This window comes from Psychrobacter sp. PG1 (assembly GCF_014897815.1).
In the GTDB taxonomy this organism is placed as follows: domain Bacteria; phylum Pseudomonadota; class Gammaproteobacteria; order Pseudomonadales; family Moraxellaceae; genus Psychrobacter.
Genome location: NZ_JABUZG010000015.1, coordinates 24,495 through 51,390 on the forward strand (window position 1 = coordinate 24,495; position 26,896 = coordinate 51,390).

Here is a 26,896-nt window from a genome sequence, read left to right on the forward strand (position 1 = left end):
ATTCGACATCTTAGTGTTTGTTATTATTTATACTTTCTAAAAACTTTGGAACCTTTATGCCTACCCCTATGCCTGATCAGGAACGACCATCTACGCTACAGGGAGATTACAATCCAGCAGAGTATAGCGGCGAATATAAGCTTCTATACCTGCAAAGTTTGGTTGCTGACAAGGCATACGAGGCGATTACTGAGTTTTTAGAAAAGCAGTCCAAATATGAGATTGCGAGCCTATTAGAATCGTTCCCTAGCCAAAATCGCTTATTGATTTGGGCACAAGTACCAGAAAACATCAAAGGCGAAGTGCTTGCCGAGTTAGAGTTTGATACACGCCAACCGCTGTTAGAAAACGTCTCATCGAAAGATATTTCCTTATTTACCCAAGACCTTGATGCGCAAGACATCTCTGAGATTTTAGACACCGTCACCGAAAGTGTGCGTACCTCGGTGATGGCAACCTTGGATGAAGACATCCGAGTACAGGTCAATAAGCTCGATACCTATGCTGACTGGGAAGTCGGTCGTTATATGGATCCTGACCTCATTCAGATCAGGGATGATATCACCCTTGCAGAAGTACAGAACTGGCTACGAGAAAATGACGATTTGCTCGATGATGAAAGCCAAGAGCTGCTGGTCGTCGATCAAAGCCAACAATTACTCGGGCTGCTCAGTTTGGTCGATTTGATTAAACATGATCAAACTACTTTAGTCTCAGAATTGATTGATAACGCCATCACCATTAATGATCGCTTAGACATCCAAGATGCCGCGGCGATTTTCCGCTCAGAGGACATTCGTTTTGCCCCCGTTATTAATAGCCATGGTGAGTTGGTCGGTCAGTTAAATGGCGAGGACATCATGGAAATTATCCAAGATGATGTCGATAGCACCATGAAAAACCTCGCGGGTGTCAGCCAAGATGAAGAGCTGTTTGCGCCTATTTTAACCAGTGCCAAAAGCCGCAGTATTTGGCTAGGCATTAACCTGTGTACCGCCTTACTGGCTGCGGCTGTGATTGGTCAGTTTGAGGCGGTACTGGCAAAAGTGGTGGCGCTGGCGATACTCATGCCTGTGGTTGCGAGTATGGGCGGTATTGCTGGGTCGCAAACTCTGACAGTGGTTATTCGCGGTATGGCGATGGGTCAAATCGGTGGTTCCAACCGTTTGTGGTTATTAAATAAAGAGCTGTGGGTTGGCGCGATAAACGGTATCATATGGGCGATAATCATGGCGATTATTGCCCAACTATGGTTTCATGACATTAAAATTAGCGCCGTCATTGGTTTTGCCATTGCCATCAATATGACTGCTGCTAACGTTTCAGGTATTAGTATTCCACTGCTCCTAAAACGCATGAATATTGACCCTGCCCTATCCGCCTCGGTTATCTTAACCACCGTGACGGATATCGTCGGCTTTATGTCATTCTTGGGTTTGGCGAGTGTGTTGATACTATAATCACATAGCCAACGTTCAAACAATATTATTTAGAAACTATCCAACCGTTAAGTGAGTGCGTTATGCAAGCTGTACAAGTTAAAGTATTAAACCCTAAAATTACTGAAGATAAAGCGTTCTCGTTACCGACACGCGCCACTGATGGCAGCGCTGGTATCGACTTGCGCGCTTGTATTGATGAGCCATTGACGATTAAAGCAGGTGCCACACATTTAATTGGTACTGGTTTGGCGGTTTATATCCAAGACCCTAACTTTGCAGGGATGATTTTACCGCGCTCAGGTCTTGGTCATAAGCACGGTATCGTCTTGGGTAATTTAGTTGGCTTAATTGATGCCGATTATCAAGGTGAGCTGATGGTCAGTATTTGGAATCGTAGTAATGAAGACTTTGTGTTGAATCCTGCGGAACGTATGGCACAATATGTCGTCGTACCCGTTGCCCGCCCTGAGTTTGAAGTGGTGTCAGAGTTTAGTGATACCAGTGCACGCGGTGCAGGCGGCTTTGGACATTCAGGCCGCCAGTAATTAGTTATCATTACTGATTTGCCATTTTAATTGTATTTTAGTCATCACAAAATCACCAGCACGTGAATCACGCCATAAGGAGAATAAGCGATGCCGTCTTTTGCTGCGCAGCAATGCTTATTTCGTGCTTATGATATTCGTGGTTCACGCCAGCATTTTACCACTGACTTTATTCAGGCATTGGGCAAGGCATTTGCTCAGCTTTATAGTGTCGCAGATTGCAACTCAACCGCAGCTCCTGCCAAAGCCTGCCTAACAAAACCAAGTATCGACCTTAAAAGAACCATCATTGTGCTTGGTTATGATGTGCGTCTCGGTAGTGATATTATCGCTCAGAGATTGGCTAATATACTGACTGGATATGGCTTACAAGTCATTCAATTAGGTCTTGTTACTACGCCCATGATGGTTTTTTGGGCAGAGCAATACTCGGGTCATGGCATTATCGTCACCGCCAGTCATTCTGCTAAAGACATTTTAGGTATCAAATGGTTGGTCAACCATCAATCTCCGAGCCATGCAGAGATTCAGTTGCTTTGGCAAAAAACACGGGCTAACTATGCTTGCCACCTCAATCACGCTCAAACACAGGTTGATGCTCAAAATACGCTGAAAAATACAACTGCTAAGTCTATTTGCAATCAACCGTTCAATTTATCCGATGCACAAGTTGAGGCGACTTATATTGAGGCTATCGCTCAAGTCTTTAAGCAAATCCATCCCTGTAATAAACCACTTCTCAAAAATAACCAACAACCATCTGGCACCCTTGATGTGGTGGTCGTCATAGACTGCATGCATGGGGCGACCAGTAATATCGCCCAGCGTTTATTTGAGCATTTTTGCCAGCAGGTCATCATGATTAATGACATCGCAGATGGCAGTTTTCCCTCTGGCAATCCTGATCCCACTGAACCACACCGTCTTAAACAATTACAGCGAAGTGTGCGTCAACATCAAGCAGATATAGGTCTCGCTTTTGATGGCGATGGCGATCGCTTAATGATCGTCGATAATAGCGGTAAAGTTGTCACGCCCGATCACTTGCTATATTTATTGGCGCAAGTGGCGCTGACTGAACACCCTGAAACGCTGTGTTCTAAAGGCCCAGTCCATTCACAACTGCCCTCTCAAATCCTTTTTGATATCAAATGCTCCCATCATCTACCGAATCTCTTGTCTGAGCTTGGCGCAACACCTGTGCTCAGTAAAACGGGCAGCAGCTTTATGCGCCGACAGATGCAGCATTCTGCTGGTCAAATTGTCTTTGCAGGTGAATTGTCAGGGCATTTCATATTTAACGATAGCCGTTTTATTATTTATGATGACGCCATGTACGCGGCCTTGCGATTGCTGCATTGGCTAGCGGCTTACGATGCTCAGGGTAAGAAATCTCTGACTGATATTACAGAGCAATTGCCTGCTATGGTCAGTACGGCGGATCATTATTTGCCGATGCCTAAAACCCTTAAGAAAGACGATGCTATCGTCGTACAGCTGACTAAATTTTGTCAGTATTTACGCCAACTCGTAGAAGCGACTGTAGCAGAAGATTCTGCTGATCATTGGATAGCTACTAGCCAGCCATCGCTTTGCCGTTATTCGATGAGTCGGCAATATATGACGTCCAAGCAAGCCAAATGCTTATTGCCAGTGGGGACAAAGCTGAGCTGTATTGATGGCGTGCGTTTGGATTTCGACCATGGTTTTGGGGTGCTCCGCCAATCAAATACCAGTCACAATCTTACCGCACGCTTTGCTGGTGATAGCATAGAAGACTTACGTGACATTCAAGCAAAATTTGCCGCTTTATGTCTCCCATTTGATAAAAAACTGGCGGAACAAATTGTCGCTATTCCTGCCGAATAGTTTTGAGCAAAATAGTTACCGTTAAAGTAGTTGCTGTCAAATAAAAATATGACTTTTTAATACCATAACTTAGGAGTTTATAATGACGCTTAATTTAGATGATGCCAAAAACACTGCTGAAGTATTGACCACAGCGCTGCCTTATATCCAGCGCTTTGTCGATAAGCTTATCGTGGTCAAATACGGCGGCAATGCGATGACGGATCCTGCGCTTGAGAGCTCATTTGCCCGCGACATCGTTTTGTTAAAAACCGTTGGCATTCATCCCGTGGTCGTGCATGGCGGTGGTCCACAAGTGGATAATTTATTAAAAGAGTTGGGGCGTCAGTCAGACCGTATCGATGGTATGCGTGTCACCGATAAAAGCACCATGGATATCGTCGAGATGGTCTTGGGTGGTAGCGTCAACAAATCTATTGTTAGCTTAATCAACAAGCACGGTGGCCGCGCTATCGGTTTGACGGGTAAAGATGCCAATTTAATCCTAGCCAAAAAACTGATGATGGAAAAAATTGGCGCAGATGGAATTGCTGTGCCTGTCGATTTAGGGTTTGTCGGTGATGTGGTCAGTGTCAACAAAGACGTGATTAACATGCTCATTGCCTCTGACTTCATTCCCGTCATCGCGCCGCTTGGGGTCGATAGCGAAGGCAATACGTACAATATCAATGCCGACTTGGTTGCAGGTAAAGTAGCGGAATTTTTACAAGCTGAAAAGCTCATGCTTCTAACCAATATCAAAGGTGTGCTGGGTCGTGACGGCGAAGTCGTGACTGGACTCACGCCAAAGAAAGTCGACAGCCTCATTGAAGATGGCACTATCTCAGGCGGTATGATTCCCAAAATCCAATGTGCACTTGATGCGGTACGTAGCGGCGTAAAAAGCGCGGTGATCGTCGATGGTCGCGTGCCTCATGCCACACTGTTAGAGATTTTCACCAACGAAGGGGTTGGTACATTAATCAGTCGTGATTTAGGCTCATCATTGGCCGAGTAGCAGGAGTAAATCATGGCATTGTGGCTCTGGTGTCTACTTTTTATCTTAGAAAGCTTGTATTGCTGGTGGATTATTGGCTATGGTGGCGCAAAATGGATAGAAGGGTGGAAGTCATTTTTCCTCATTGAATGGTTTGCACTAGATTGGAATGCTGAACAAATTCGCTTTTACGTCTTGCTTATATGGCTCGCAAGTGTGATTTGGTTTCTTTTAGGTGTTATAAAGCCCGAGCTAAGAGGTTTTTAGCTCGGGCTTCATTGATGGTAGCCGTATTCTTTTACGAAAAAACTTTATCAAACTCGGCTTCGTCAAAGCCGCATAGTAATATATTCTTATTTTTATCAGTCAGCTCACCTTCAACTATCGGACGCTTAATCATACTGGTATTTTCTACGAGCAAATCAATGGCGTTATCTAGACTAGCATCAGCCGCTTGCTTTTGACTGTCGTCTAGTTTTCGCCATGTCGTACCGCGTTTATTAAGCACTTTATCGATGCCTAATTTATCTACCCAACGCTGAACGCTATCTTTATCGATACCTTGTTTTTTATAATCATGAAATTCATAACTGACACCTAGCTCGTCTAGTTTGGTAAAGGCTTTTTTCATGGTGCTGCACGATTTGATACCGTAAATAGTGATGGTCATAAAAACTCCAAATCAATGATCATTATTCTGTTTATTATACCTAAGCCTATGGGTATTTGGTTTAAGATAACCAAAACATTAAAAACCCGCTCAAATTTTCGAATTTGTATTCTTCGTCATGCGTAAACGCCCTATCATATCGTCGCAATTTTTGCCAAATTACGCTATGCTATGGCATTGTGAAATTTCACCCAATTTATTCGTATTAATCAATCTCGAGCCAACTATGAGCAATACTGTGACATCTGACCAAGCTGAAAACAATCATTATAACCCACAAGCGATAGAAGCGGCGCAGCAAGCCAAATGGGCAACTGACAAACGCTTTGAAGTGAGCAATGAGCCAAGCGATAAGCCAAGTCGCTATATGCTGTCGATGTTCCCTTACCCAAGCGGTAAGCTGCATATGGGTCACGTGCGTAACTATACGATTTCTGATGTACTGAGCCGTTACTATCGCCTCAAGGGCTATGAAGTCATGCAGCCTATGGGCTGGGATGGTTTTGGCTTGCCAGCAGAAAATGCGGCGATTGCCAATCAGACGCCACCTGCTAAATGGACGTTTGCCAATATTGACAGCATGCGCGCGCAGCTTAAATTACTGGGTTTGTCTATTGACTGGTCACGTGAATTCGCCACTTGCAGCCCTGAGTATTATCAGTGGGAGCAATGGTTGTTTTTACAGCTATACAAAAAAGGCTTGGTCTACAAAAAACTGTCAACAGTCAACTGGGATCCTGTTGATAATACCGTCTTAGCTAACGAGCAAGTCATCGATGGTAAAGGCTGGCGTAGTGGCGCTGCGGTCGAAAAGCGCGACATTCCGATGTATTACTTCAACATCACTGACTATGCTGACGAATTGCTCGATGACTTAGACCAATTAGAAGGTCACTGGCCATCAGAAGTATTGACCATGCAGCGCAACTGGATTGGTCGTAGCGCAGGCATGGAAGTACACTTCCCTTATGAGCTTGCTGGCGAGACCAATACGTTAGATGTGTTCACTACTCGCCCTGATACTTTGATGGGTGTGACTTATGTGGCGGTCGCAGCCGAACATCCGCTAGCGCAGTATGCGGCTGAGCATGATGAAGCGATTGCGCAATTCTGTGCGCTTTGCAAAAAAGGCTCAGTTGCAGAAGCAGACCTAGCTAAAGCTGAAAAAATCGGCATGGCTACTGGTCTTACGGTCACGCATCCACTCACTGGCGAAGAAGTGCCAGTATGGGTTGCCAACTATGTGCTTATGAGCTACGGCTCAGGCGCGGTGATGGCTGTCCCTGCTCATGATGAGCGTGATTATGAATTTGCGATTAAATACAGCTTACCCATCAAACAAGTCATCGATATCCCTGTCGGCTATTTCGATGCGTTAGAAGCAGATGCAAAGGCGAACGATACTGAGATTAATCGTGCTTATGCCGAACGCAATACTTTGATCAATTCAGGCGAATTTGATGGGTTAGACTTTGAGCAAGCATTTGAAGCGATGCTGACCAAACTAGAACCACAAGAGCTTGCTAAGAAAAAAATCCAATACCGTCTCCGTGATTGGGGTGTTTCTCGCCAGCGTTATTGGGGCTGTCCTATCCCAATGGTTAACTGTGAGCATTGCGGTACCGTACCTGTCGAAGAGCAAGATTTGCCCGTTGTCTTGCCGACTGATGTCGTTCCTGATGGTCGCGGAAATCCGTTAAAAAACATTCCAGAGTTTGTCAATACGACATGTCCTAAATGCGGTAATCCTGCTGAGCGCGAAACCGATACCTTTGACACCTTTGTGGAGTCAAGCTGGTACTATGCACGCTTTGCAAGCCCAAATGATGCGCAAAGCATGGTCAATAAATCTGCCGCCAATAAGTGGCTGCCTGTCGATCAATACATCGGCGGTGTTGAGCATGCGGTGATGCATCTACTTTATGCACGCTTCTTCCATAAACTGATGCGTGATGAAGACTTGGTGTCAGGAAATGAGCCGTTTGCTAATTTGATGACGCAAGGCATGGTATTGGCAGGGACATTCTATCGCCTAAATGCGGATGGCAGTACCACGTACTACTTTGCAGAAGACATTGATATCGACTATGACGAACGTGGTCAACCGATTAAAGCCATCTTAAAATCTGATGGGCAGCCCGTGACCATTGGCAAAATCGAAAAAATGTCTAAGTCAAAAAATAACGGTGTCGATCCGCAAATTACCATCGATAAATACGGCGCTGATACCGTTCGTCTCTATACGCTCTTCACCGCGCCTGCGGATCAAACGCTAGAATGGTCAGATGATGCGCTCAAAGGCCCTTATAACTTCGTCAAAAAAGTATGGCGTATTGCTACTGAACACATGCATGCGCTTACTGCCGCGAACCTAAGTATCGAGACGCTGAACAATGAAGCTTTGAGCACTGAGGGCTTAAGCAAAGAAGCCAAAAACTTGCGCCGTAAAACTCATGAAACCATTGCTAAAATCGATAGTGATTTGGGTGATCGTTTGGCATTGAACACGCCTGTATCAAGTTTGATGGAGCTTGCCAACGAGCTGACTGGCTTTAAGGCCAATAGCAAGCAAGACCTACAGGTACAGCATGAGGCATTGACGGATCTGCTGATTATGCTATCCGTATATGCGCCGCACATTGGTGAACATTTACTTGAGCAATTGGGTTTAGATACCATTACCTTGAATTATCCAGAAGTTGATAAAAGCGCTCTGGTACAAGATATGATCACGATGGTGGTACAGGTCAATGGTAAAATGCGCGGTAAAATGGACGTAGCCCCAAATAGCGATCCAGAACAGCTAAAAGCACAAGCACGTTCAATGGAAAGTGTGGCAAAATTCTTGACTGGCGACATCAAAAAAGAAATCGTCGTCCCTAATAAGCTGGTAAACATCGTGGTGGTAGGCTAGATTTTTTAGGCTCAGTACTTTTTATTAGTTTAATGATTAGTCTGAGCCTTTTTATAATATTAGGATAGCGATTATGTCGTATAAATATCGAGCAGGTCAGTCACCCAAAGCCAGCTTAAGCAAAAAAGACGCTTTTGCCAAAAAATCAAGCGGACAAAAACTGGCGGCGGCTTTTCTGACCGCCCTGCCACTGTTTGCGCTACTAGGTGCAACGGCAGCTATTAGTGGCTGCGGCTTTCAATTACGTGGCTATGACGCACCAATGCTGCTTGATGTCGCCAAAACAGCCGTGATTCTCGAAGACAATCGCACTTCATTTCCGCTTAAGCTGCCATTGACAAGACGCCTAAAAACTTTAGGTGTTGATGTCATTGACAACATGACAGCAGCTGATGTTGCGAACAATAACAAACAAGCAAGTGCTGAACCCATTGCCGCTATCACCATCAATAATGTCCGTTTTAAGCGTTATGAGCTGGTCGGTGTCTTGACAGAGATACGCTTGGTACTTTCAGCAGATGTCAGCTATCAGACGATGGAAAATGGCAAACCAATTACGCTAAGCAACCCTATCCAAGTCGAGCGTAGCTATCAATATAATGAAGCATCGGTGAGCACTGATGATCAGCAAGGCGATCAAATTCGTGACTGGCTCTATGATAGTTTGGCACGCCGAATTACTGATCAATATGTCGCCATCTCCCTACCTAAGGTCAGCTCTTCTGGAGTCAGACAATCTGTGCAAAGCGGTAATGGCTCAACGTCGATCGCGGTGGTGGTGCCAAACCCATAATTTATAATGCGCAACATATTCCACGTTTATTTTCATCAATCTGTGTACTTATTACCCTATGCAAGATACCTTTATACAAGCCTATCCAAAGCTACTACAGCCTTCCGTTGCAGTCGCGGGCTTGTGGCTGGCGCATGGTGATGAGCCACTACTCAGTCAATGGCTCATCGATGCCCTGCGACCACATTGGCGCGCGCAGAATTACGCGATTAAGCGTATTGAGCTGATATCAGTCAAGAGCTGGCAAGAAGTATTGTCAGAGCTTGGTAGCCAGTCTTTATTTGATGATGCCAGTGCACTCATCGTGACGGGTAACCATAAGCCTGACAAGGCCGTTATCACTGAGCTTGAGCGCTTTGCCGTTGAAGCTCAAACAGGGACGCACAGTCATAGTTTATTATGGCTCACGCCCAAGCAAGACAAACGAGCGCAAAGCAGCAAGTGGTTTGCGCCATTTGCTCAATATGGTCATGTCATTGATTGCAATTTATATAATGAGCAGCAACGACAGCAGCTATTGCAAATACAAGCTCAGCAGTTTGGCTTACGGCTATCGCAAGAAGCCTGGCAGCTGCTTATGTCGCATACTGAGCACCATCTGCTAAGCGCTTATCAGACCTTATGGCGGCTCTCCTACTTATTTGCGCCGCAGCTAGTCGCTAAGAATATTGAGGCTAGTCAACAGGCAGATCACTCTACACAACTGCCAAACAATGTTGCCTTAGACATTAAGGATCTACAAGCCGCGTTGGTCAGTGACGCACAATTTAGCGTCTTTGATTTATCGGATGCCATGCTTGCCGGTAACAGTACGCAAGTCGCCAAAATCATGTTTCAGCTGAAAGCCACCGACGAGCCAACCACCTTGGTATTATGGGCGGTTAGTAAAGACATGCGGCAAATTATGCAATTGATGGATGGGCAAGACCCACAAAGCCTAGGCATTTGGCGTAGCAAACAAGGGTTGTACCAGCAAGCATGCCGTCGCCAGTCAAAAACTCAAACGGCTGAATGGCCTGCCCTGCTTTATAAATGTGACCAAGCCATCAAAGGACTCGTGCGTCAGCCAGCGTGGGAGTTATTATTGCAGGCAGCGCTTGAGTTATCAGGTAAGCGGCTGTTTGCCGTTTGATTGGTTGAAAAAATTCAATAACTTATTTAGCCAAGTTTTCTTATCGTAAGTTCTGTTATTAACTGAATAAGGAAAGTTTTTTAAAGTTTCTGCTATATCAGCCTCTTTTCTTTTACCCCACTCATCGCTTAATTTAGTCATAAGTTCGATTTGTTTATGAAAGCAAATTATTCTTTGATCCTCACCGATGACAGTGTTTTGCTGTTGATACTCACTCGCTATCATAGAAGTTGTAGTCTCAAAAAACCTATAGATAAAATCATCTACGTCCCAAGAAGACTTTCTAGTGAGTTCGCTACCTCGTTCACATACTACATAATGGTAATAGTCATCACTTATCTCTAAATGTGGTTCCCCGAATCCAGATGGCTTTTTTCTTAAGATCACATCATTGGTACTCTACCCTATTTTTCTACCATAATCATTAACTATATCTTGAACTTGCTGATGATTTAGCATCATAAAATCCTTGTTTCAATATGAATAACTTTACTATCCTAACTTACGTTCAGATGATTATTTTTTTTACAAAACCACCTTAACCTTTCTTAAACTAATTACCATTCCCTTTTGGACTTCAAGCCTCTACTATATGTACACTTGATTTCATTGTGACTGGATTGTTGTTATGCGCAAAATAAGCAAAAAGTCTGCTATCAAATGGGGTGTCATCGCCTTAATCATCGTAGCATTAGGGGCTTTGGCCTATACTTTTTTAAAACCAGAGGAAGAAAAACCCAGTTATTTAACCGCACCTGTTGAGGTTGGTGATATCGAAAACAATGTCATGGCATCTGGTAAAGTAAAAGCGTTAAATACCGTCGATGTAGGGGCACAGGTATCTGGTGAAGTAAAACGCCTGTACGTTGAAGTCGGTGACGAAGTCAAGCAAGGCGATTTGATTGCGCAGATTGATCAAGTGACTCAGAAGAACAGCCTGAGCAATGAACAAGCCAGTCTTGAGCAAAGCGAAGCCGCGCTACAAAGTGCGCAAGCAGAATCGTTGAGCAAACAAGCCAGTCTAAAAAGTGCCTATGCTGATCTTGCCAGCCGTCAGTCTGAGCTCAAACAAGCACAGTCTGACTTTGCGCGTTTGCAAGACTTAGTCGCTATCGATGCTATCTCACAACAAGAATATGACACGCAGGCGACCAGTGTCGAGACAGCAAAAGCAGCCGTTGCCAATGCACGCGCTGCTATTGATACGGCACAAGCCGCCATTGCAACAGCCACTGCAAACATTAATAGCCAACAAGCAGCATTACGAAAGTCTCAAACCAATGTCGCAACGGCTCAAGAAGACCTTAGCTATACAACGATTCGCGCGCCAATATCAGGTACTGTCGTCTCAGTGACCACAGAGCAAGGCACGACGGTCAATGCCAATCAAACAGCCCCGACCATCGTAACCTTAGCAGATTTGTCTACTGTTAGAATCAACGCACAAATCTCCGAAGCCGATGTTATCAATGTCAATGCTGGTATGCCCGCCTACTTTAATATCATCGGTAATCCAGACAAGCAGTATGATGCGACACTGACAGCTATTGAGCCGGCACCTGAGGAAATTAGCAAGACCAGCTCAACCGATTCTGCAATCTACTATGTTGGCTACGTAGAAGTAGCTAACCCTGAGCGATTATTTCGTATTGATATGACCGCCCAGATTTATATCATCATCGATCAAGCCAAAGACGCGTTGCTTGTGCCATCAGCAGCCATACAAGAAAGACCCGCGAAAAATCAAACTGAAGGTCAAGCAAAAACCAGCAAGGTTGTACGCGTACTAAATGATGACGGCACAGTAGAACCTCGCACAGTAGAAGTGGGCATTGATAACCGAGTAAATGCGCAAATTTTGAGTGGTGTGAAGGAAGGTGAGCAAGTCATCATCGGCGAAGGTAGTGCCAATGCTTCAGGTAAAGGTGGTGGTCGTACTCGTATACCTGGTGGTACTCCAAGGATGTAATTAATTCTTTGACTATGTTAACGATGGAGGGGCTGAAAAACCTTGGCCCTTTCATCATGACACTCACTATCTTTGATTAAAGACATTGCTATGACTATATCTCAATCTACTAAACAGCCGACTGACAGCAGTAGCGCTTCGATAGAAAACGACTCACCGAATAATATCAATACTGCAGCTACCGCTGACAAGCCCATTATGGAGCTGTCGGGTATTATTCGAGAGTTTGCTGCCGGCGAGCAAACCATTCGCGTATTGCACGAAGTTAATTTAACGATTAATCAAGGTGAAATGGTCGCGATTATCGGGCAATCTGGCTCTGGTAAGTCTACATTAATGAATATCTTGGGTTGCTTAGATCAGGCGACAGCAGGTGACTATAAGATTTATGGCCAATCAGCAAACAAGCTAGAGGCAGATGAATTGGCTGAGTTACGCCGAGAGCATTTTGGCTTTATCTTTCAGCGTTATCATCTGCTTGGTGATATCAGTGCTAAGGACAATGTCGCTGTCCCTGCCGTATATGCTGGTATGAATACTGAGGCACGAATCAATCGCGCAGAAAAGCTCTTGACCGATCTAGGTCTTGGTGAAAAGGTAAATAATCGTCCTAGCCAGCTCTCAGGCGGCCAACAGCAGCGTGTTTCTGTTGCTCGCGCTCTGATGAATGGTGGCGATGTCATCTTAGCTGATGAGCCAACTGGTGCACTAGATAGCAAATCTGGCGAAGACGTGATGGCGATCTTACATGATCTAAATGCTAAGGGTCATACCATCATTATGGTCACTCATGATCCCAAACTTGCTGCCCAAGCCGAACGAGTTATTGAGTTAAAAGATGGCTACGTCATTGCTGATTACAAAACTGAGCATTATAAACCGACAACTCAACACCCAGCATCTATCCTCGGTGGACATCGTAAAAGTGCCTTCGGAAGCTTTGTGGATCGTTTGCTCGAAGCTTTTAAAATGTCCTTACTTGCCATGCGTGCACACAAGATGCGCACCTTGCTGACTATGTTAGGTATTATCATCGGTATCGCTGCGGTTGTGTCTATCGTTGGTCTTGGTCAAGGCTCTCAGCAGCAAATTCTCGCAAATATTAGCTCGCTAGGAACCAATACTATAACAGTGAATGACGGCTACCCTAGAGGCGACCCGCGACGTAAATATAATGACGACAACCTCACACCAGAAGATGCAGAAGCGGTCAGCAGTCAACCGTATGTTATCAATGTGAGCCCTCAAGTCAATACCAGCTCTAGTGTACGCTATCGCAGCGTGCAGGAAGACTCGACCATCAATGGTGTTGGTGAGTATTATCTAGAGGTCACTGGTGAGACGCTGGCATTAGGTCAAGGTTTCGATTCGCAAAGTATCGACCTTCGCAGTCAAGATATTATTATCGATGACAATGCCAAGAGTGCTTTTTTTGCAGATATAGATAACCCTATCGGAGAAGTCATACTCATCGGTAGTGTGCCTGGACGAGTGGTTGGCGTCCTTGAGGAAAGCGACAGTGGCTTTGGACCAAGTAGCACGACACCCGTCATATATATGCCTTATACCACTGTGATGTCACGTATAACTGGTAGTGCAAATATTGATAGTTTTATAGCACTGTTAGATGATAGTGTCTCATCTAGTGTAGCTGAGTCAGCTATTTCCGACATAATAGAAGGTCGCCATGGTAAAGATGATTTTAATATTATTAACTCAGATTCTATTCGTCAGACCATTGAATCAACGACAGGTACTATGACACTGCTCATCTCATCGGTTGCTGTTATCTCATTGATCGTTGGTGGTATTGGTGTGATGAATATTATGCTAGTATCGGTCACGGAACGCACTAATGAAATTGGGGTACGTATGGCAGTTGGGGCTCGTCAAAACGATATCATGCAGCAGTTTTTGATAGAAGCCGTACTCGTCTGTATTTTGGGCGGCTTATTAGGTATTGGACTGGCCTTTGCTATTGGTGAAATCATTAATAATTTTGCTGGTGATAGCTTTAAAGTAATTTACTCACCAACTTCTATTATTGCTGCATTTATATGTTCAACACTGATTGGTGTCGTATTTGGATTCTTGCCAGCGCGTAATGCTGCTAAATTAGATCCTGTTGAAGCACTGTCTAGGGACTAAAACATCGCGACTGACGTTTTAAATAGGCATTTACTGCCATGAAACAGCCACCAATAAGCCAAATTATATAAAAAAATGCATTTTTTCTCATTAATTGCACTTTTTTTATATTACGGGGTTGTAATTGTCCTGATAGTGTATATAATGTGCTCTCACGTTTAGGGATAGAAATTCTTTAAACGTTGAAACAAACTTAATGCCTCTTTTAATGTTGATTGAACTAATATTAAAAATTAAGTTTAAAGACATTTTTTAGATGTCTAGTTTTAATAAGTTTGCCTTTAAGGAAATTTATCTTGCAGAGTTAAAAAAGCCATGCTTTTTTTATACACTCTTCAGGGCCGATAGCTCAGTTGGTAGAGCAGTTGACTTTTAATCAATTGGTCCCGCGTTCGAGTCGCGGTCGGCCCACCATATTTAGAAAGCCCAGTCATTATATTAATAATGACTGGGCTTTTTTTTGCTTAAAATTTCACTTTATTTTTTACGGTTTCGTTTAAAAATAGTGAAGTCAGTGTCTTTTCGCCACAGTAGCTTATGCTTAATCGTGTCTTTGATCGTCCGTGGATGCTTAGGTGCTTGCGTAATCAGCATATCAAACGTTTCTGCGTCGATTGCTAGCTCACGCCCATGTGCCATCATAACCATAGAAGGTTTTAACGCCTTTATTCTTTGTAGTGACTGAATATAGACTTTAGGATCATAAATAGGAAAAGGCGCCACAAACTTATGACGCAGTTTGATAATGAGATCGGCCGTATAGACTTGCCGACTTGGTACATGAAATAGAGACAAGTCACGATCTGTATGTCCGGGTGTTTCCAGTACTTGCCATTCATCAAATTTCGGCACACTATCCCCATCTTTAACGGTCATATCAGGCGTAAGATGGGCAGGATAATACAGGTTCTTAAGGGAGCGACCTTGACGTCTCGCCACATAATGCGCAAGATTTATATCCACAAAATGCATGGCATGCCCACCGATACCGCTATACCATTGACGCTTTTTTTCTGCCGAAACAATGATACAGCCCGTCTCTTTTCTGAATTGATGAGCGCCGCCTGCATGATCAGGATGCATATGGGTCACCACGACGACTTTTAGATCGCTGATTGGTCGCTGTAGCCTCGTTCTAATATAATCTAATACCATCGCTACATCAGGGCGGCAACCACCGTCCAGCAGCATGATTTTATCTGGATATACCGCAAGATAAGTACTTTGGATATATCCTTCTAAACGTACAATTTCACATAAACTCATTTGCGTTCCCTGCTACATGATTGCTCACTGTTATAGTATCCCTACTATAGGAGACGCTTTTAACGCGCCTTAATAGGATTTAGTATAACGCCCACCATTCAACTTGTAATGACTTTGAGTGAACGCTTGTGGCTATTTTTTTGAGATGAGCTTTTGTCTGAAATAGGTTTGCTTCTTAACTCTTTTTTTGGCTTAATCATCATTGGCTAAAAAGCAAAAACCTAACATTAATGTTAGGTTTTTATTTGAGTTTTTACTGCCTATTAATTCATGCTGTTTTTAAATTAGAATGGTAAAACCAATGCCTCTTTATCGTCACTGGTGATTTCCATATACTGATAAATCCCTTTTCTATCATAAATCTGGGTTTCTAAAGAGTAGCCAAACCCTGGTTGATATGCTCGGCCCATTTGAGCAACTCCATCACTACCCAATGCAATTGCCATCAGATACTGCTGCTCACTGGTATTTTTAGAGGCCTCTAATGACATATCAGTGGGGTTATTTAGATAAATTACTTTTTTCCCAGCTACTGTTTTGACGCCTTCTTCTAGTATTTGAGGTGAAACATTATAATTGATGGCATAAGTACAAACTGGTTGTATATTATACAAAGTAGCACCAAGAGTGTCTTTGTTAAAGACCAGTCCACTGTTACTCAATTTAAGCGCACAAACCAAATCTTCAATTTTTGAGTGAGCGTCACGATACGCTTTTAATGTTGAATACTTGTTGGCATCTCCTGATTGATTATTTCCTGAGAAAAAATCCACATCTTCAAGCGTTATTACCTCACCTTGCGTTAAAATAAAGTCGATATTGTATCTTTTAGCCCCGCCCGGAAGACCTACCGCTTTAATAATAACGTCATATTTTGAGCTGCCTTTATCAAAAATCAGCTTACCCGCGCCTACCTTGAAATCACTTCTATAATCAGGAAACGTAAGTTCGTCGCGGCTGCCCCATTTGCCATTGTAGCTTAGAGTATCTCCAGTAAAGTATCTATTATAAAAAAAGTCTTCCGTAATACCATCACTGACTGAGAGCCATTGCTTTAATGCAGGCTCATACATCCAATGGCGTTCAACAACTTTATTTAAACTTTCGTCCAGCTTGTACTGTTTAACAAAAGTACAATATGTTCGATTCTTGTCCGTACAGCTATAACCCTGCGGGTTATTATCCTCGTAGCGACCAATGTCAATATCAAATATTCCTGTTTTAAGGTCATTCAATCCGTCATTATTAGCTTCGATATCTAATGGCTTATTATTGAGAGGTAATGAAGGTAGGGTCAAAGTATCTTTTAGCTCTACTGCTTCAGGTTTCGGTATTTCAGGCCTGGGTTTTGAAGTTTCTGGCTTGGGTTTTTCGGGTTTCGGTTTTTCAGTATTTATCTGTTCGTTAGAAGTAGCATTATCGCTGCCACTTGATCCGCCACAACCTACTAGACTGCCTGTCAGTAGAATCAACAAACTAAGTGATAAATTCTTATTAAGTATTTTCACGATAAAAATTCCGGACGAATAGTATTGTTAGATAATTTAAACTTTATTTAACAAAAAAACAACTAAAATACACATTGAGTTTTTATTCTATTTTCAAATATTTGGGCGCTACCAAGCACTCTGAAATTAGCTTTAAAAATTCAATAAAAAACCCAGCACAATGGCTGAGTTCTTTATTAAAGGTCTAAAAAAACTACGCCAAATCACGAACCTTTGGCTCACGTTCCCACAGACGAGATTTGGCATTCTCAATAAAAGTATCCAATTCAGCCAGTGGCGTGACAAAGGCGTCTTTTTCAATGGGTAGCTTACTTAAGATAAACTCATCGGTCGCCCCGCAATAAGCAATGGCTTTGCAATGTCCATAGGCATCATTGAACCAATCTAGTGCTGAGCTGTCTTTTGCTAGCTTTTTAGCTTGCTCTGGCATAATGATACTAACGACCGCATCAAATATCACTGATGGACCGCCAGCGAGACGCTCATCTGCTTGTATGCGAGTGTTGTCATCTAAAACAACTTCTTTATTGGGCGCAACGATTTTCACGCTAGCACCCTGCTCTTTTGCTGCCTCTTCGAACTTTTTGATTTCACTATGCTTTGAGCCTTCTGCGACCAAGATACCAATCAAACGCCCTTGTAGACTTTTCGGCGTTAGACCTATCGTCTGTACTGCTTTCGATGTCGCCATATCCTGTACAGGAGCAGCGGCATCAGCAGGCGCTGGCAGTTCCATACCTAGCGCTGTTGACACACGATTTGCCAAGTCTTCATCGATATGTGGCAGATGACTCAGCATACGCGTACGTACATGCGCCGTATCTACTTTACCTAGCTCAAAGGCATAAGCAGAAGCAATGTGTGCTTGTTCAGCTGGTGTTTGGCTACGATAGAACATACGCGGTTGACTATAATGATCGGCAAAGCTCTCTGCACGCACGCGACCTTTCACACCATCATCCAACTGCTCATGGAATGATTCAAAGCCACGTTGGGCACTTTCGCGCGGTCTAGTCGGATCTAAGCTTTGTGGTTCATAGAGCACACGAGTCTTAGGTACTTGCATCTGCATATGACCATCTTGCTGATTATTAGCAAACGGGCATTTCGGCGCATTGATTGGAATTTGGGCAAAGTTAGGCGAACCTAAACGTGATAACTGGGTGTCTAGATAACTGAACAAACGACCTTGTAATAATGGATCGTTACTGAAATCAATGCCCGGTGGCAGATGCGATGGACAGAACGCCACTTGCTCCGTTTCTGCAAAAAAGTTATCGGGATAGCGGTTCAGCACCATTTTACCCACGACTTTCACTGGCACCATCTCTTCTGGAATCAATTTGGTGGCATCTAGATGATCAAACGGGAATTTATCAGCCTCTTCTTCAGTAAATAACTGGACGCCAAACTCCCATTCAGGATAGTCGCCATTATTAATGGCTTCAAATAAATCACGGCGATGATAATCAGGGTCAGCGCCTGAGATTTTTACCGCCTCATCCCACGTGGTTGACTGCACACCGAGTACAGGTTTCCAATGGAAACGGACAAAGGTGCTCTTGCCCGCTTCATTGATGAGACGATAGCTGTGGATACCAAAGCCTTCCATCATGCGTAAACTGCGTGGTAGTGCACGATCACTCATCAGCCAAATTAAATTATGCATGGTCTCAGGACTCAATGACACAAAGTCCCAAAAAGTATCGTGCGCCGAAGCGGCTTGCGGAAATCCACGATCTGGCTCTGGTTTGACCGCGTGAATCAAATCTGGAAACTTCATCGCATCTTGAATAAAGAAAATTGGCATGTTGTTACCAACGATGTCCCAATTGCCTTCTTCGGTATAAATTTTCACAGCAAAACCACGCACATCACGTGGCGTATCTTTTGAGCCTTTATTACCAGCAACCGTAGAAAAACGGGTAAATAAAGGCGTCTGCTTATCCGTCTCGGTCAAAATTTTCGCCGTGGTATATTTTTCGAGCGACTCAGTGAGTTCAAAATAACCGTGAGCAGCACTACCACGCGCATGAACGATACGCTCAGGAATACGCTCATGGTCAAAATGATGAATTTTTTCTCTTAATACAAAGTCCTCTAATAAGGTTGGCCCACGTGCGCCTGCTTTTAGAGAGTTTTGATTGTCAGAGATGACGACACCTTGTTGGGTCGTTAGCACTTTAGTGTCATCCCCTGCGCGCTGGTGAGTCTCACCGCCATTGCCACGTTCCGTATTCATATCTTTAGCGGGGTCAGTATGATCAATATTATTTTTCATTATGCATCCTAGCTAGTAATTAAAAGTAGGCTCTATTTCTTTAGAACCTTTGTATAGAGCTGTCTTTAATATTAGCCAAAAAATATGACTAATTCATGGCACTCCTTGTTGATATTTGGTTAAAGTTTGCAGCCGTGATAAAGCCGTAATTTCAGCGTATTTAAAGAGAGCTTCAACGTTGACGATAGATTCTTGTCATGTAGTGATTTTTTAAGGTATGCTCTTAGGAAGCATTAAAACAGTTGATAAATAAAATGGGCATGGTTTTAGCCAACTATTTATCTTTTTTATACGATTATAAGGCGACCTACCATGTTATCAACTTCAAATACTCCGTCCAAAAAACCTTATCACTCATTGCTAATGGGTGCGTCAATCGGACTAATGGCACTGACTTTCAGCCAAACAGCTGCCGCTATTACGACCAAAAACATTACCTATACCGTGGATGATCAAGCATACGAAGGCTATTACGCCAAAGCCGACAAAGCGAATGCGCCTTTTATCTTACTCATTCATGATTGGGATGGATTGACAGACTATGAGCGTAAACGTGCTGACATGTTAGCAGGCGAGGGCTACAATGTATTGGCGGCAGACATGTTCGGGCAAGGCGTTCGTCCTACTTCTATTGAAGAAAACAAACGCTTAACTGGGGAATTATACGATGATCGCAATAAAATGCGCCGCATACTTCAAGGTGCGTTGAATGCTGGAAGACTACAAGGTAATGATGTGCGTAAAGGCACTACCATGGGATATTGTTTTGGCGGTACCGTTGCTCTGGAGCTGGCGCGCTCAGGATTTGAGCAAAAAGCATTTGTACCCTTCCATGGTGCCTTTGATATTCCAACGGGTCAAAGTTATGACAAGACAACTGGAGAAATCTTAGTATTCCATGGCTCTGCTGATGAATCTGTCTCTCTAGAGAGCTTCGCAACTTTGGGTAAGACATTAGAAGCCGCCAACATACCGCATGAGATGGTGACATATAGTGGTGCACCACATGCCTTTAGCGTATTTGGCATTGATAGATATGATGCACGTGCAGATGAGCGCTCGTGGAAACGCTATTTGGATTTTTTAGCAAATGAATATAAATAACTTTAATTCATATTTTATAGGAACAGCGACCCTTAATTATTAACCAGCCTATCTCATTGATAAATGAGTCGATTAGAAGCCAAGGAAGCCAATTATGTTATTGAAGAACGACGTATTGCGTGCGCGTGTTAGATTGTTAGGCGCATTTTTAGGTGAGGCCATTTCTCGCCAATCTGGGGAGGATACCCTACGTACTATCGAAACATTGCGCAAGGGCTTTATTCGGGAGCGCCGTGAGCATAATCCAGCACACAAACAGCAGCTGATCGATCTTATTGCCTCATTAGACAATCAAACCTTAAAAAACGTCATTCGGGCATTCTCTATTTACTTTTTCCTCGCCAATTTAACGGAAGAAAACTATCTGCGTGAGCAACGCCGTACTATGCGTGCCCAGTCCAATCAAAGCTGGGAAGGATCCTTTCGCCGCACCTTGTTAGAATGCCGTGAGCGGCAAATCGAACCTGCGCAAATCAAAGAGCTTATTGATCACCTTAAATTTATTCCTGTTTTTACGGCTCATCCTACCGAAGCCCGTAGACGCACCACCATGAATATCTTGCAAACCCTCTATGAGCATACTGATGCCATGAGCGACTATCCCGAAGGCAGCCTAGCCTTTATGCAAGCTAAGCAAAAGACGGCAGAAACCATTGACTTGCTGTGGTCATCAGACGAAGTTCGCAGCCGAAAACCTTTGGTTTATGATGAAATAAACAACGGCTTACACTATTTTGATGCCAGCTTATTCACTGCCATTCCCAAAGTATATCGTAATATAAAAGACGCTATCGTCGATATCTATCCTGAGTTAATCGACTACCCTTTACCCGCCTTTGTCAGTTTTGGCTCTTGGATTGGCGGCGATAGAGATGGCAATCCATTCGTCACCCATGAAACCACTGAAATGGCGGTATTGATGCATGCCAATACCGTGCTACGCCATTACCAAGTGTTGATCAGAAAATTGCGTCGTGAGCTGATTCATAGCGATACTATCGTCGATATCGCGCCAGAGATTTATACCCGTATCAAAGACTACAGCACACTCGATCAAAAAGTCTTTTGCTACAATCCTGATGATTACAATAATGAGCCGTACCGAAGACTGCTGTCCATTATTCTGGCTAAAATAAAAGCGACTAACCAGCATATCCAAAGCCAAGGCACAGATGAGGAGGCTGCAAAAGAGGCTTATTCAACACCGACTGCGTTGTTAGATGATTTACGCCTTATTCGCAAAAGCGTCAATACTCATGACAAAGCGCATGGCGAAGGCTTACTGCTTGATACCATTCGCCTAGTCAAAACCTGTGGATTTCATTTGGCTGCGCTAGATATTCGCCAAGATTCAGGATATCACGGCGAAGTTATTGCAGATATTTTTGCTAGCGCCTCGAATCTGCCCGACTATCGCACCCTCAGCGAAACAGAGCGCCAAGAATGGCTAACGCGTTTGCTAGAAAAGCCAGGTGCACCGCTGATTTATACCGACAACTTAAGCGCGCAAACACACGAACAGCTTGCTCTGATGAATTCTGTCGCTAAACTGCGCAAACTGGTCGGCGACGATACTTTTGGTAGCTATGTAATTTCGATGACCAATAACGCCAGTCAGCTGTTAGAAGTGCTGCTACTGATGCGTTTTGCAGGCTTATCGGGTATTGATAAGAACGGGCATTTATTTTCTGCCCTACCAGTTGCGCCACTGTTTGAAACCATCGAAGATTTAAAAAATATCGATAAGATTATGCCAATGGTGTTGGACAATCCGCTATATCGGGAGTTACTTGAGCACTCAGGAAACATTCAAGAGATTATGCTTGGCTACTCAGACTCCTCTAAAGATGGCGGCATTATTACCTCCGCTTGGCAGTTATATAGTGCCCAGCAAACCATCACCGATATCGCCAATCAATATGGTATCACCACCCGCCTGTTCCATGGTCGTGGTGGTTCCGTCAGTCGTGGTGGTGGCTCAACCCATCAAGCCATTGCCGCGCAGCCTGCTGGCACTTTACATGGACAGATCAAGTTCACTGAACAAGGCGAAGTACTTTACGCCAAGTATGCCAATCCAGATACCGCCGTGTTTGAATTAACCATGGGAATCACGGGGGCGCTAAAAGCCAGCTCGTCACGATTTGTTGAACAACCCAAACAGCTACATAGCTATGAAGCCTTGTTTGCTGATTTGGCAGATGCAGGCGAACAGCAATATCGAGAGCTGACGGATAATACAGAGGGCTTCTATCAGTTTTATTCTGAGGCCACACCAGTACAAGAGATTTCATTGCTCAATATTGGCTCGCGTCCTGCTCACCGTAAAAAAGGACTGCCGAGCAAATCGACGATTCGGGCGATACCGTGGGTATTTGGCTGGTCATTGGCACGCTTTACCCTTCCCGCTTGGTATGGCGTGGGCAGTGCTTTAGATAGCGTCAAAAAAGACGAAGCGTTAATGAAGGAGATGAATAAAAACTGGCCATTTTTCAATGTCTTTATCAGTAATATTGAAATGGCTTTTACAAAATCCGAGATGAATATCGCCCGTGCATACAGTCAACTGTGTAAAGACGAAAGCTTGCGTGAGCAAGTCATGCAGGCAGTGATTGATGAGCATGAACTGACGCACGCAGGTCTCAACTCCTTGCTAGAGCAGGCGTCTTTACTCTCAAACCAACAAGAATTGGCTCATTCATTGGAATGGCGTAACGCCTATTTAGATCCCATCAACTACATCCAGATTGAGCTACTCAAGCGTATGCGCCAGCCTGATAACGCTAGTGATGATAAATTGGAAAATAACGAGAGACTGGCTGTCGAAGATGCATTAATTCGTAGCATCAATGCTTTGGCAGCAGGGCTACGCAATACGGGTTAGTATTAATATATTGATAGATACTTACTCAATCAAAATCGTATCAAAGCTGAGTTGATTCATGGTGTTATCACAGTGACTCAACTCAGCGTTTTACGTTAATAGAGTTTTTCGAATACTAATATTTGATTGTTAGATGGCATCTCATAACGCTTATTTAACGTTAAATGATGTGTATTTGCCAAATCTATAACGTCTTCTAAATGACGGATGCCGCTGTTAGCATCGCGCTGGCGCAAGCTATGGTCAAACTGACGATTGCTTGCGCTGCTATAAATGCCATTTTCGTTAAATGGTCCATAAACGATGAATTTACCATTTAAAGGTAGCATATCACCGACCAATTGGAATAATTTAGCCACTAAAGTCCACGACATAATATGCAAGGTATTGGCGGTAAATACTGCATCATAAGACGCAGTGGCAACCTCATTGACTGGCACTGAATCACGCGATACATCAAAAGTAAGCGGTGCATATAAATTAGGGGCAGGATAAGCAGCATGCCAAGCATTGATAGTGGCGTGATTGACAAACACATCACTGGTCTGCCATGTTAAATAGGTCAATCTAGGGGCAAAATATACGCTATGCTGACCGGTTCCAGAACCCACTTCTAATATATAAGTAGAATCTTGCAACTCTTGCTGTAAAACCTCTAAAATCGGCTGTTTATTATTTTCACACGCTTGAGAAAATGCTATTCCAGCAGGAGCAATCGATTGGCTATTATCTGAATCATCATTCAACACTGCTAATATCCTTATATGTCTTCATTACTGTAGCTTTGATATTAATAATGGCGACAAGCAAAGCGTCGAAAAAACTAATAAATACCCGCTTCTACCCCAGCGGCTAGCGTCATCGCAAGCTCTTCGACTTGCTCAGTAAAGATTTCTTGCCAATCACCTTGTAGTATCAGCGCCTCTTGAATCCATGACCAGCGCAACCCAGTAGTAATCGTCTTGATAGCAAGCTTAGTACCCGTACCATCATGTCCTGCACGAATGTATAGTGCAAATGGCATGCCTTGCTTCTCTTCTAGCACAGGATAATAACAACGATCAAAGAAGTCTTTGGTCAGCCCTGCCATATAAGCCAAGTTCTCAGTCGTCCCTAATAATACTGCATCAGCTGCCAATACATTCTCGGGTTGGGTGTCCTGTGGGGACTTTAATATGATATTGATATCTAAGTCAGGATGATTGGCACCATCGTAAGCCGCTTGTGCCAATTTTTTGGTATTGGTAGACGGTGTATGCGCGACGATAAGTAAGGTTTTGGTAGCCATATTAATCACCGTTATAGAGGTTAATAGTTCTTGGAATCAATAACTATTAGAATGAATAGTCACTTTTTGAATAATATCAGGATGGATGCTTTTCGCAACCGGACAAGTCAGCGCGGTGTTATAGAATATCTTTTGCGTTTTCTCATCTAGCTGCTTATTAAAGGTGATAGCAACATGCACTTCACTGACTCGTCTTGGGTCAGCTGCCATCACTTTCGTAACTTCAGCTGTAGTACTTGCAATATCGATATCCATATCGCGAGCTTTAATCCCAATAATGGTCAGCATACAACTGGCTAAACTCGTCGCCAATAAATCAGTTGGTGAAAATGCCTCGCCCTTACCGTGATTGTCCGTTGGCGCATCGGTGATAATCTTGTTATTTGATTGTAGGTGTATCGCTGTAGTACGTAGATCGCCTTGATAAGTTACTTTTGAGGTTGTCATATTTTGCCTTTTGTAGTTATCGCTATTAAATTACTATTTGAAAAATTTTTTCTTTCATCATGCAAAAATATATCTTCTTTGTAGCATCGAGTTATGGTGGTTCATAATATTTCTCACTACTATCATAAAGCGGATTTATGAAATGGTTTATGGAATAAAGAAGGCATTTGATCCTGTTTTAAATAGAACTTAGGCATTTGATCTTTTTCAATCCAAGCATATCCATTTAAGCGATCTTTTAATGCACCATATTGTGAAGGCATTGACAACTCATTCATAACCTTTCTCACGAATGAGCGATATCTCTTTCCAAGAAAATATTGTTTATATAAATAAGGAGGAATTGGAAGCTCTATTTTAGCGTCATCTCCAGAGACAGAAATACCAAGCATTTTCGTTGGAGGAGCTAATTTAATAAACCTAGGATCTACGCCTTTAGCCTTTAGCCTTTAGCCTTTAGAAGATTATCTCCAACACACTTGATTTCACTAACCATTTTAGAATGCTTCTGATATCGTCCCTGTTCCATATCTTTTTCTATTTCAGTAAGTCTCTCTCGTATTTCCTTCACTTCCGAATTATTCCGATAATACGAAAGTGCTTCAAGGTATTCTTGTCCATCAGTACATTCTTTTACTAGCATAGGTATAAAATTAGGAAGATGGAGTTCGTCTGAGCTAGGAACTAAATCTAAGTCGTTATATGTTTGAAGCATGCTTTTCTTAAATCCTCTCATACCAACATTGAAAGATTTAGCAAAATCAGTAGAATTATTTGACCCAGAATTCAAACGATCGAGGAAGTCATACGAAAAAAAGTCTCTTAGTGGATGAGACATGTAGGTTACATTTAGTTTTGCAGCATATACTTGATGCCATATATACTGAGTCCCTAACCACGCCATAACTGCGAGCATTCGCTTAACATGTGGCGATAATCTTCTCCAGTCGACATGTCTCCCGTCAATACCGTGAATTTTAAAATCTTCTCCTAACTTATAATCAGCTGGACTCGCTAAAAAAGCTTCAATTAAAGGGTTTTCCTTTTCAATACCCATAGTCCGAAAAACTAAATAAAACTCTGAACTTGAATGCTCCCAAATGAATTCACTAAAAGCATTAGCTTGTTCAAAATATTGTGAAAATAGACTTCTGTCAGATCCACTCTTAAACGCTGTAGTCCATGCTTCAGAAAGAGACTTAGAGATAGTCAATAAATCATTGTCTTCTTCTTTTAAAACCGTTTTAAAAGAAAATACAGGATCAGATAACATCTTCTTTCTAGCAGGTGTTAAAGATGCTTTATAAGTATCTGGAACAACTATACTATCACTTAATAAAAAAGCCTCACTAAAGCGTTCAAGAGCAACATGTTCTATATCAAGTAAAGCTGGTTCTTTAGTTGGAGCTTTACCCAATGCACGTTGTACGCTTGAGATTGTTGCATTATCCAATAAAACAGAAGACATTAAAGTTATCCCTAGAAAAGTATGTAACTCTTTCTCTGTAATACTATCATTAAAACAAAAAAATAAATAAAGAAAACCCCCTTCTGCATAAGCAGAAGGGGGTTTTACTTTTAGAATAGAGAGCTGACGATGACCTACTCTCACATGGGCGAACCCACACTACCATTGGCGCAATGATGTTTCACTTCTGAG

The 26,896-nt window shown here is 43.1% G+C and carries 22 protein-coding genes and 1 tRNA gene; 13 read left to right on the forward strand and 10 right to left on the reverse strand.

Translation table 11 applies throughout. The features are described from left to right. Positions 1-56: 56 nt before the first annotated feature. The 5 genes from mgtE to INT03_RS00500 all read left to right on the forward strand — a co-directional run bounded on the left by mgtE (position 57) and on the right by INT03_RS00500 (position 5,099). On the forward strand, positions 57-1,460 hold the full coding sequence (gene mgtE / locus INT03_RS00480; RefSeq protein WP_083475673.1) for a magnesium transporter: 1,404 nt from the start codon (positions 57-59) through the stop codon (positions 1,458-1,460). A gap of 62 nt (positions 1,461-1,522) precedes the next feature. Next, a complete protein-coding gene (gene dut, locus INT03_RS00485; RefSeq protein WP_045444733.1) occupies positions 1,523-1,987 on the forward strand; it encodes a dUTP diphosphatase in 465 nt (154 codons plus the stop codon). 90 nt (positions 1,988-2,077) lie between these two features. Further along, positions 2,078-3,856, forward strand: coding sequence for a phosphomannomutase/phosphoglucomutase (locus tag INT03_RS00490; protein WP_193007141.1), 1,779 nt, complete (start codon positions 2,078-2,080; stop codon positions 3,854-3,856). A gap of 82 nt (positions 3,857-3,938) precedes the next feature. Continuing rightward, entirely contained in the window at positions 3,939-4,853 is a 915-nt protein-coding gene (argB, locus tag INT03_RS00495; RefSeq protein WP_055124537.1) for an acetylglutamate kinase, read from the forward strand. A 12-nt stretch (positions 4,854-4,865) separates the two neighbouring features. After that, on the forward strand, positions 4,866-5,099 hold the full coding sequence (locus tag INT03_RS00500; protein ID WP_193007142.1) for a hypothetical protein: 234 nt from the start codon (positions 4,866-4,868) through the stop codon (positions 5,097-5,099). Between the two features lie 31 nt (positions 5,100-5,130). Here the strand turns inward: INT03_RS00500 and INT03_RS00505 are convergent, their stop codons facing one another. Continuing rightward, a complete protein-coding gene (locus INT03_RS00505) occupies positions 5,131-5,502 on the reverse strand; it encodes an arsenate reductase (RefSeq protein WP_193007143.1) in 372 nt (123 codons plus the stop codon). A gap of 226 nt (positions 5,503-5,728) precedes the next feature. Between INT03_RS00505 and leuS the strand changes: the two genes are divergently transcribed. The 3 genes from leuS (at position 5,729) to holA (ending at position 10,341) form a co-directional block, all read left to right on the forward strand. Beyond that, a complete protein-coding gene (leuS, locus tag INT03_RS00510) occupies positions 5,729-8,416 on the forward strand; it encodes a leucine--tRNA ligase (protein WP_193007144.1) in 2,688 nt (895 codons plus the stop codon). A 73-nt stretch (positions 8,417-8,489) separates the two neighbouring features. Beyond that, the gene (locus INT03_RS00515; RefSeq protein ID WP_226950252.1) at positions 8,490-9,209 is read left to right on the forward strand and encodes a hypothetical protein; all 720 of its coding nucleotides are present in this window, start codon (positions 8,490-8,492) and stop codon (positions 9,207-9,209) included. 58 nt (positions 9,210-9,267) lie between these two features. Next, positions 9,268-10,341 carry a DNA polymerase III subunit delta gene (holA, locus tag INT03_RS00520; RefSeq protein WP_193007145.1) on the forward strand — a complete coding sequence of 358 codons (1,074 nt, stop codon included), beginning with the start codon at positions 9,268-9,270 and terminating at the stop codon, positions 10,339-10,341. Here holA and INT03_RS00525 read toward each other — a convergent pair. Continuing rightward, positions 10,315-10,728, reverse strand: a complete 414-nt coding sequence (locus tag INT03_RS00525) for an Imm63 family immunity protein (RefSeq protein ID WP_193007146.1) — start codon at positions 10,726-10,728, stop codon at positions 10,315-10,317. The two genes, holA and INT03_RS00525, sit on opposite strands and share 27 nt — an antisense overlap. Before the next feature lie 241 nt (positions 10,729-10,969). Here INT03_RS00525 and INT03_RS00530 point away from each other — a divergent pair, with 241 nt between their 5' ends. The 3 genes from INT03_RS00530 to INT03_RS00540 all read left to right on the forward strand — a co-directional run bounded on the left by INT03_RS00530 (position 10,970) and on the right by INT03_RS00540 (position 14,872). Then, positions 10,970-12,310, forward strand: a complete 1,341-nt coding sequence (locus tag INT03_RS00530) for an efflux RND transporter periplasmic adaptor subunit (protein ID WP_193007147.1) — start codon at positions 10,970-10,972, stop codon at positions 12,308-12,310. A gap of 198 nt (positions 12,311-12,508) precedes the next feature. Next, the gene (locus INT03_RS00535; protein ID WP_226950260.1) at positions 12,509-14,458 is read left to right on the forward strand and encodes a MacB family efflux pump subunit; all 1,950 of its coding nucleotides are present in this window, start codon (positions 12,509-12,511) and stop codon (positions 14,456-14,458) included. Between the two features lie 338 nt (positions 14,459-14,796). Next, a tRNA-Lys gene (locus INT03_RS00540) sits at positions 14,797-14,872 on the forward strand. Between the two features lie 63 nt (positions 14,873-14,935). On the opposite strand, the gene INT03_RS00545 is transcribed toward INT03_RS00540, so the two are convergent. The 3 genes from INT03_RS00545 to INT03_RS00555 form a co-directional block, all read right to left on the reverse strand. Then, positions 14,936-15,724: an MBL fold metallo-hydrolase gene (locus tag INT03_RS00545; protein WP_045451637.1), complete on the reverse strand. Its 789-nt coding sequence runs from the start codon at positions 15,722-15,724 to the stop codon at positions 14,936-14,938. A gap of 284 nt (positions 15,725-16,008) precedes the next feature. Next, complete coding sequence (locus INT03_RS00550; protein WP_193007149.1) at positions 16,009-17,232, reverse strand: hypothetical protein; 1,224 nt, start codon at positions 17,230-17,232, stop codon at positions 16,009-16,011. A gap of 193 nt (positions 17,233-17,425) precedes the next feature. Next, a complete protein-coding gene (locus tag INT03_RS00555; RefSeq protein WP_193007150.1) occupies positions 17,426-19,513 on the reverse strand; it encodes a catalase in 2,088 nt (695 codons plus the stop codon). Between the two features lie 312 nt (positions 19,514-19,825). On the opposite strand from INT03_RS00555, the gene INT03_RS00560 reads away from it, so the two are divergent. Both INT03_RS00560 and ppc read left to right on the forward strand, forming a co-directional pair. Beyond that, the gene (locus tag INT03_RS00560) at positions 19,826-20,617 is read left to right on the forward strand and encodes a dienelactone hydrolase family protein (RefSeq protein WP_193007151.1); all 792 of its coding nucleotides are present in this window, start codon (positions 19,826-19,828) and stop codon (positions 20,615-20,617) included. A gap of 94 nt (positions 20,618-20,711) precedes the next feature. Beyond that, positions 20,712-23,501 carry a phosphoenolpyruvate carboxylase gene (gene ppc / locus INT03_RS00565; protein ID WP_193007152.1) on the forward strand — a complete coding sequence of 930 codons (2,790 nt, stop codon included), beginning with the start codon at positions 20,712-20,714 and terminating at the stop codon, positions 23,499-23,501. A 95-nt stretch (positions 23,502-23,596) separates the two neighbouring features. On the opposite strand, the gene INT03_RS00570 is transcribed toward ppc, so the two are convergent. From INT03_RS00570 to INT03_RS00590, 5 genes are all read right to left on the reverse strand, one after another. Beyond that, positions 23,597-24,250, reverse strand: a complete 654-nt coding sequence (locus INT03_RS00570; RefSeq protein WP_193007153.1) for a DUF938 domain-containing protein — start codon at positions 24,248-24,250, stop codon at positions 23,597-23,599. 74 nt (positions 24,251-24,324) lie between these two features. Then, positions 24,325-24,789: a flavodoxin family protein gene (locus INT03_RS00575; protein WP_193007154.1), complete on the reverse strand. Its 465-nt coding sequence runs from the start codon at positions 24,787-24,789 to the stop codon at positions 24,325-24,327. A 36-nt stretch (positions 24,790-24,825) separates the two neighbouring features. Next, positions 24,826-25,236, reverse strand: coding sequence for an OsmC family protein (locus tag INT03_RS00580; protein WP_193007155.1), 411 nt, complete (start codon positions 25,234-25,236; stop codon positions 24,826-24,828). A 122-nt stretch (positions 25,237-25,358) separates the two neighbouring features. Continuing rightward, positions 25,359-25,628 carry a hypothetical protein gene (locus tag INT03_RS00585; RefSeq protein ID WP_193007156.1) on the reverse strand — a complete coding sequence of 90 codons (270 nt, stop codon included), beginning with the start codon at positions 25,626-25,628 and terminating at the stop codon, positions 25,359-25,361. 50 nt (positions 25,629-25,678) lie between these two features. After that, positions 25,679-26,848, reverse strand: coding sequence for a hypothetical protein (locus tag INT03_RS00590; RefSeq protein ID WP_193007157.1), 1,170 nt, complete (start codon positions 26,846-26,848; stop codon positions 25,679-25,681). Positions 26,849-26,896 lie beyond the last annotated feature (48 nt).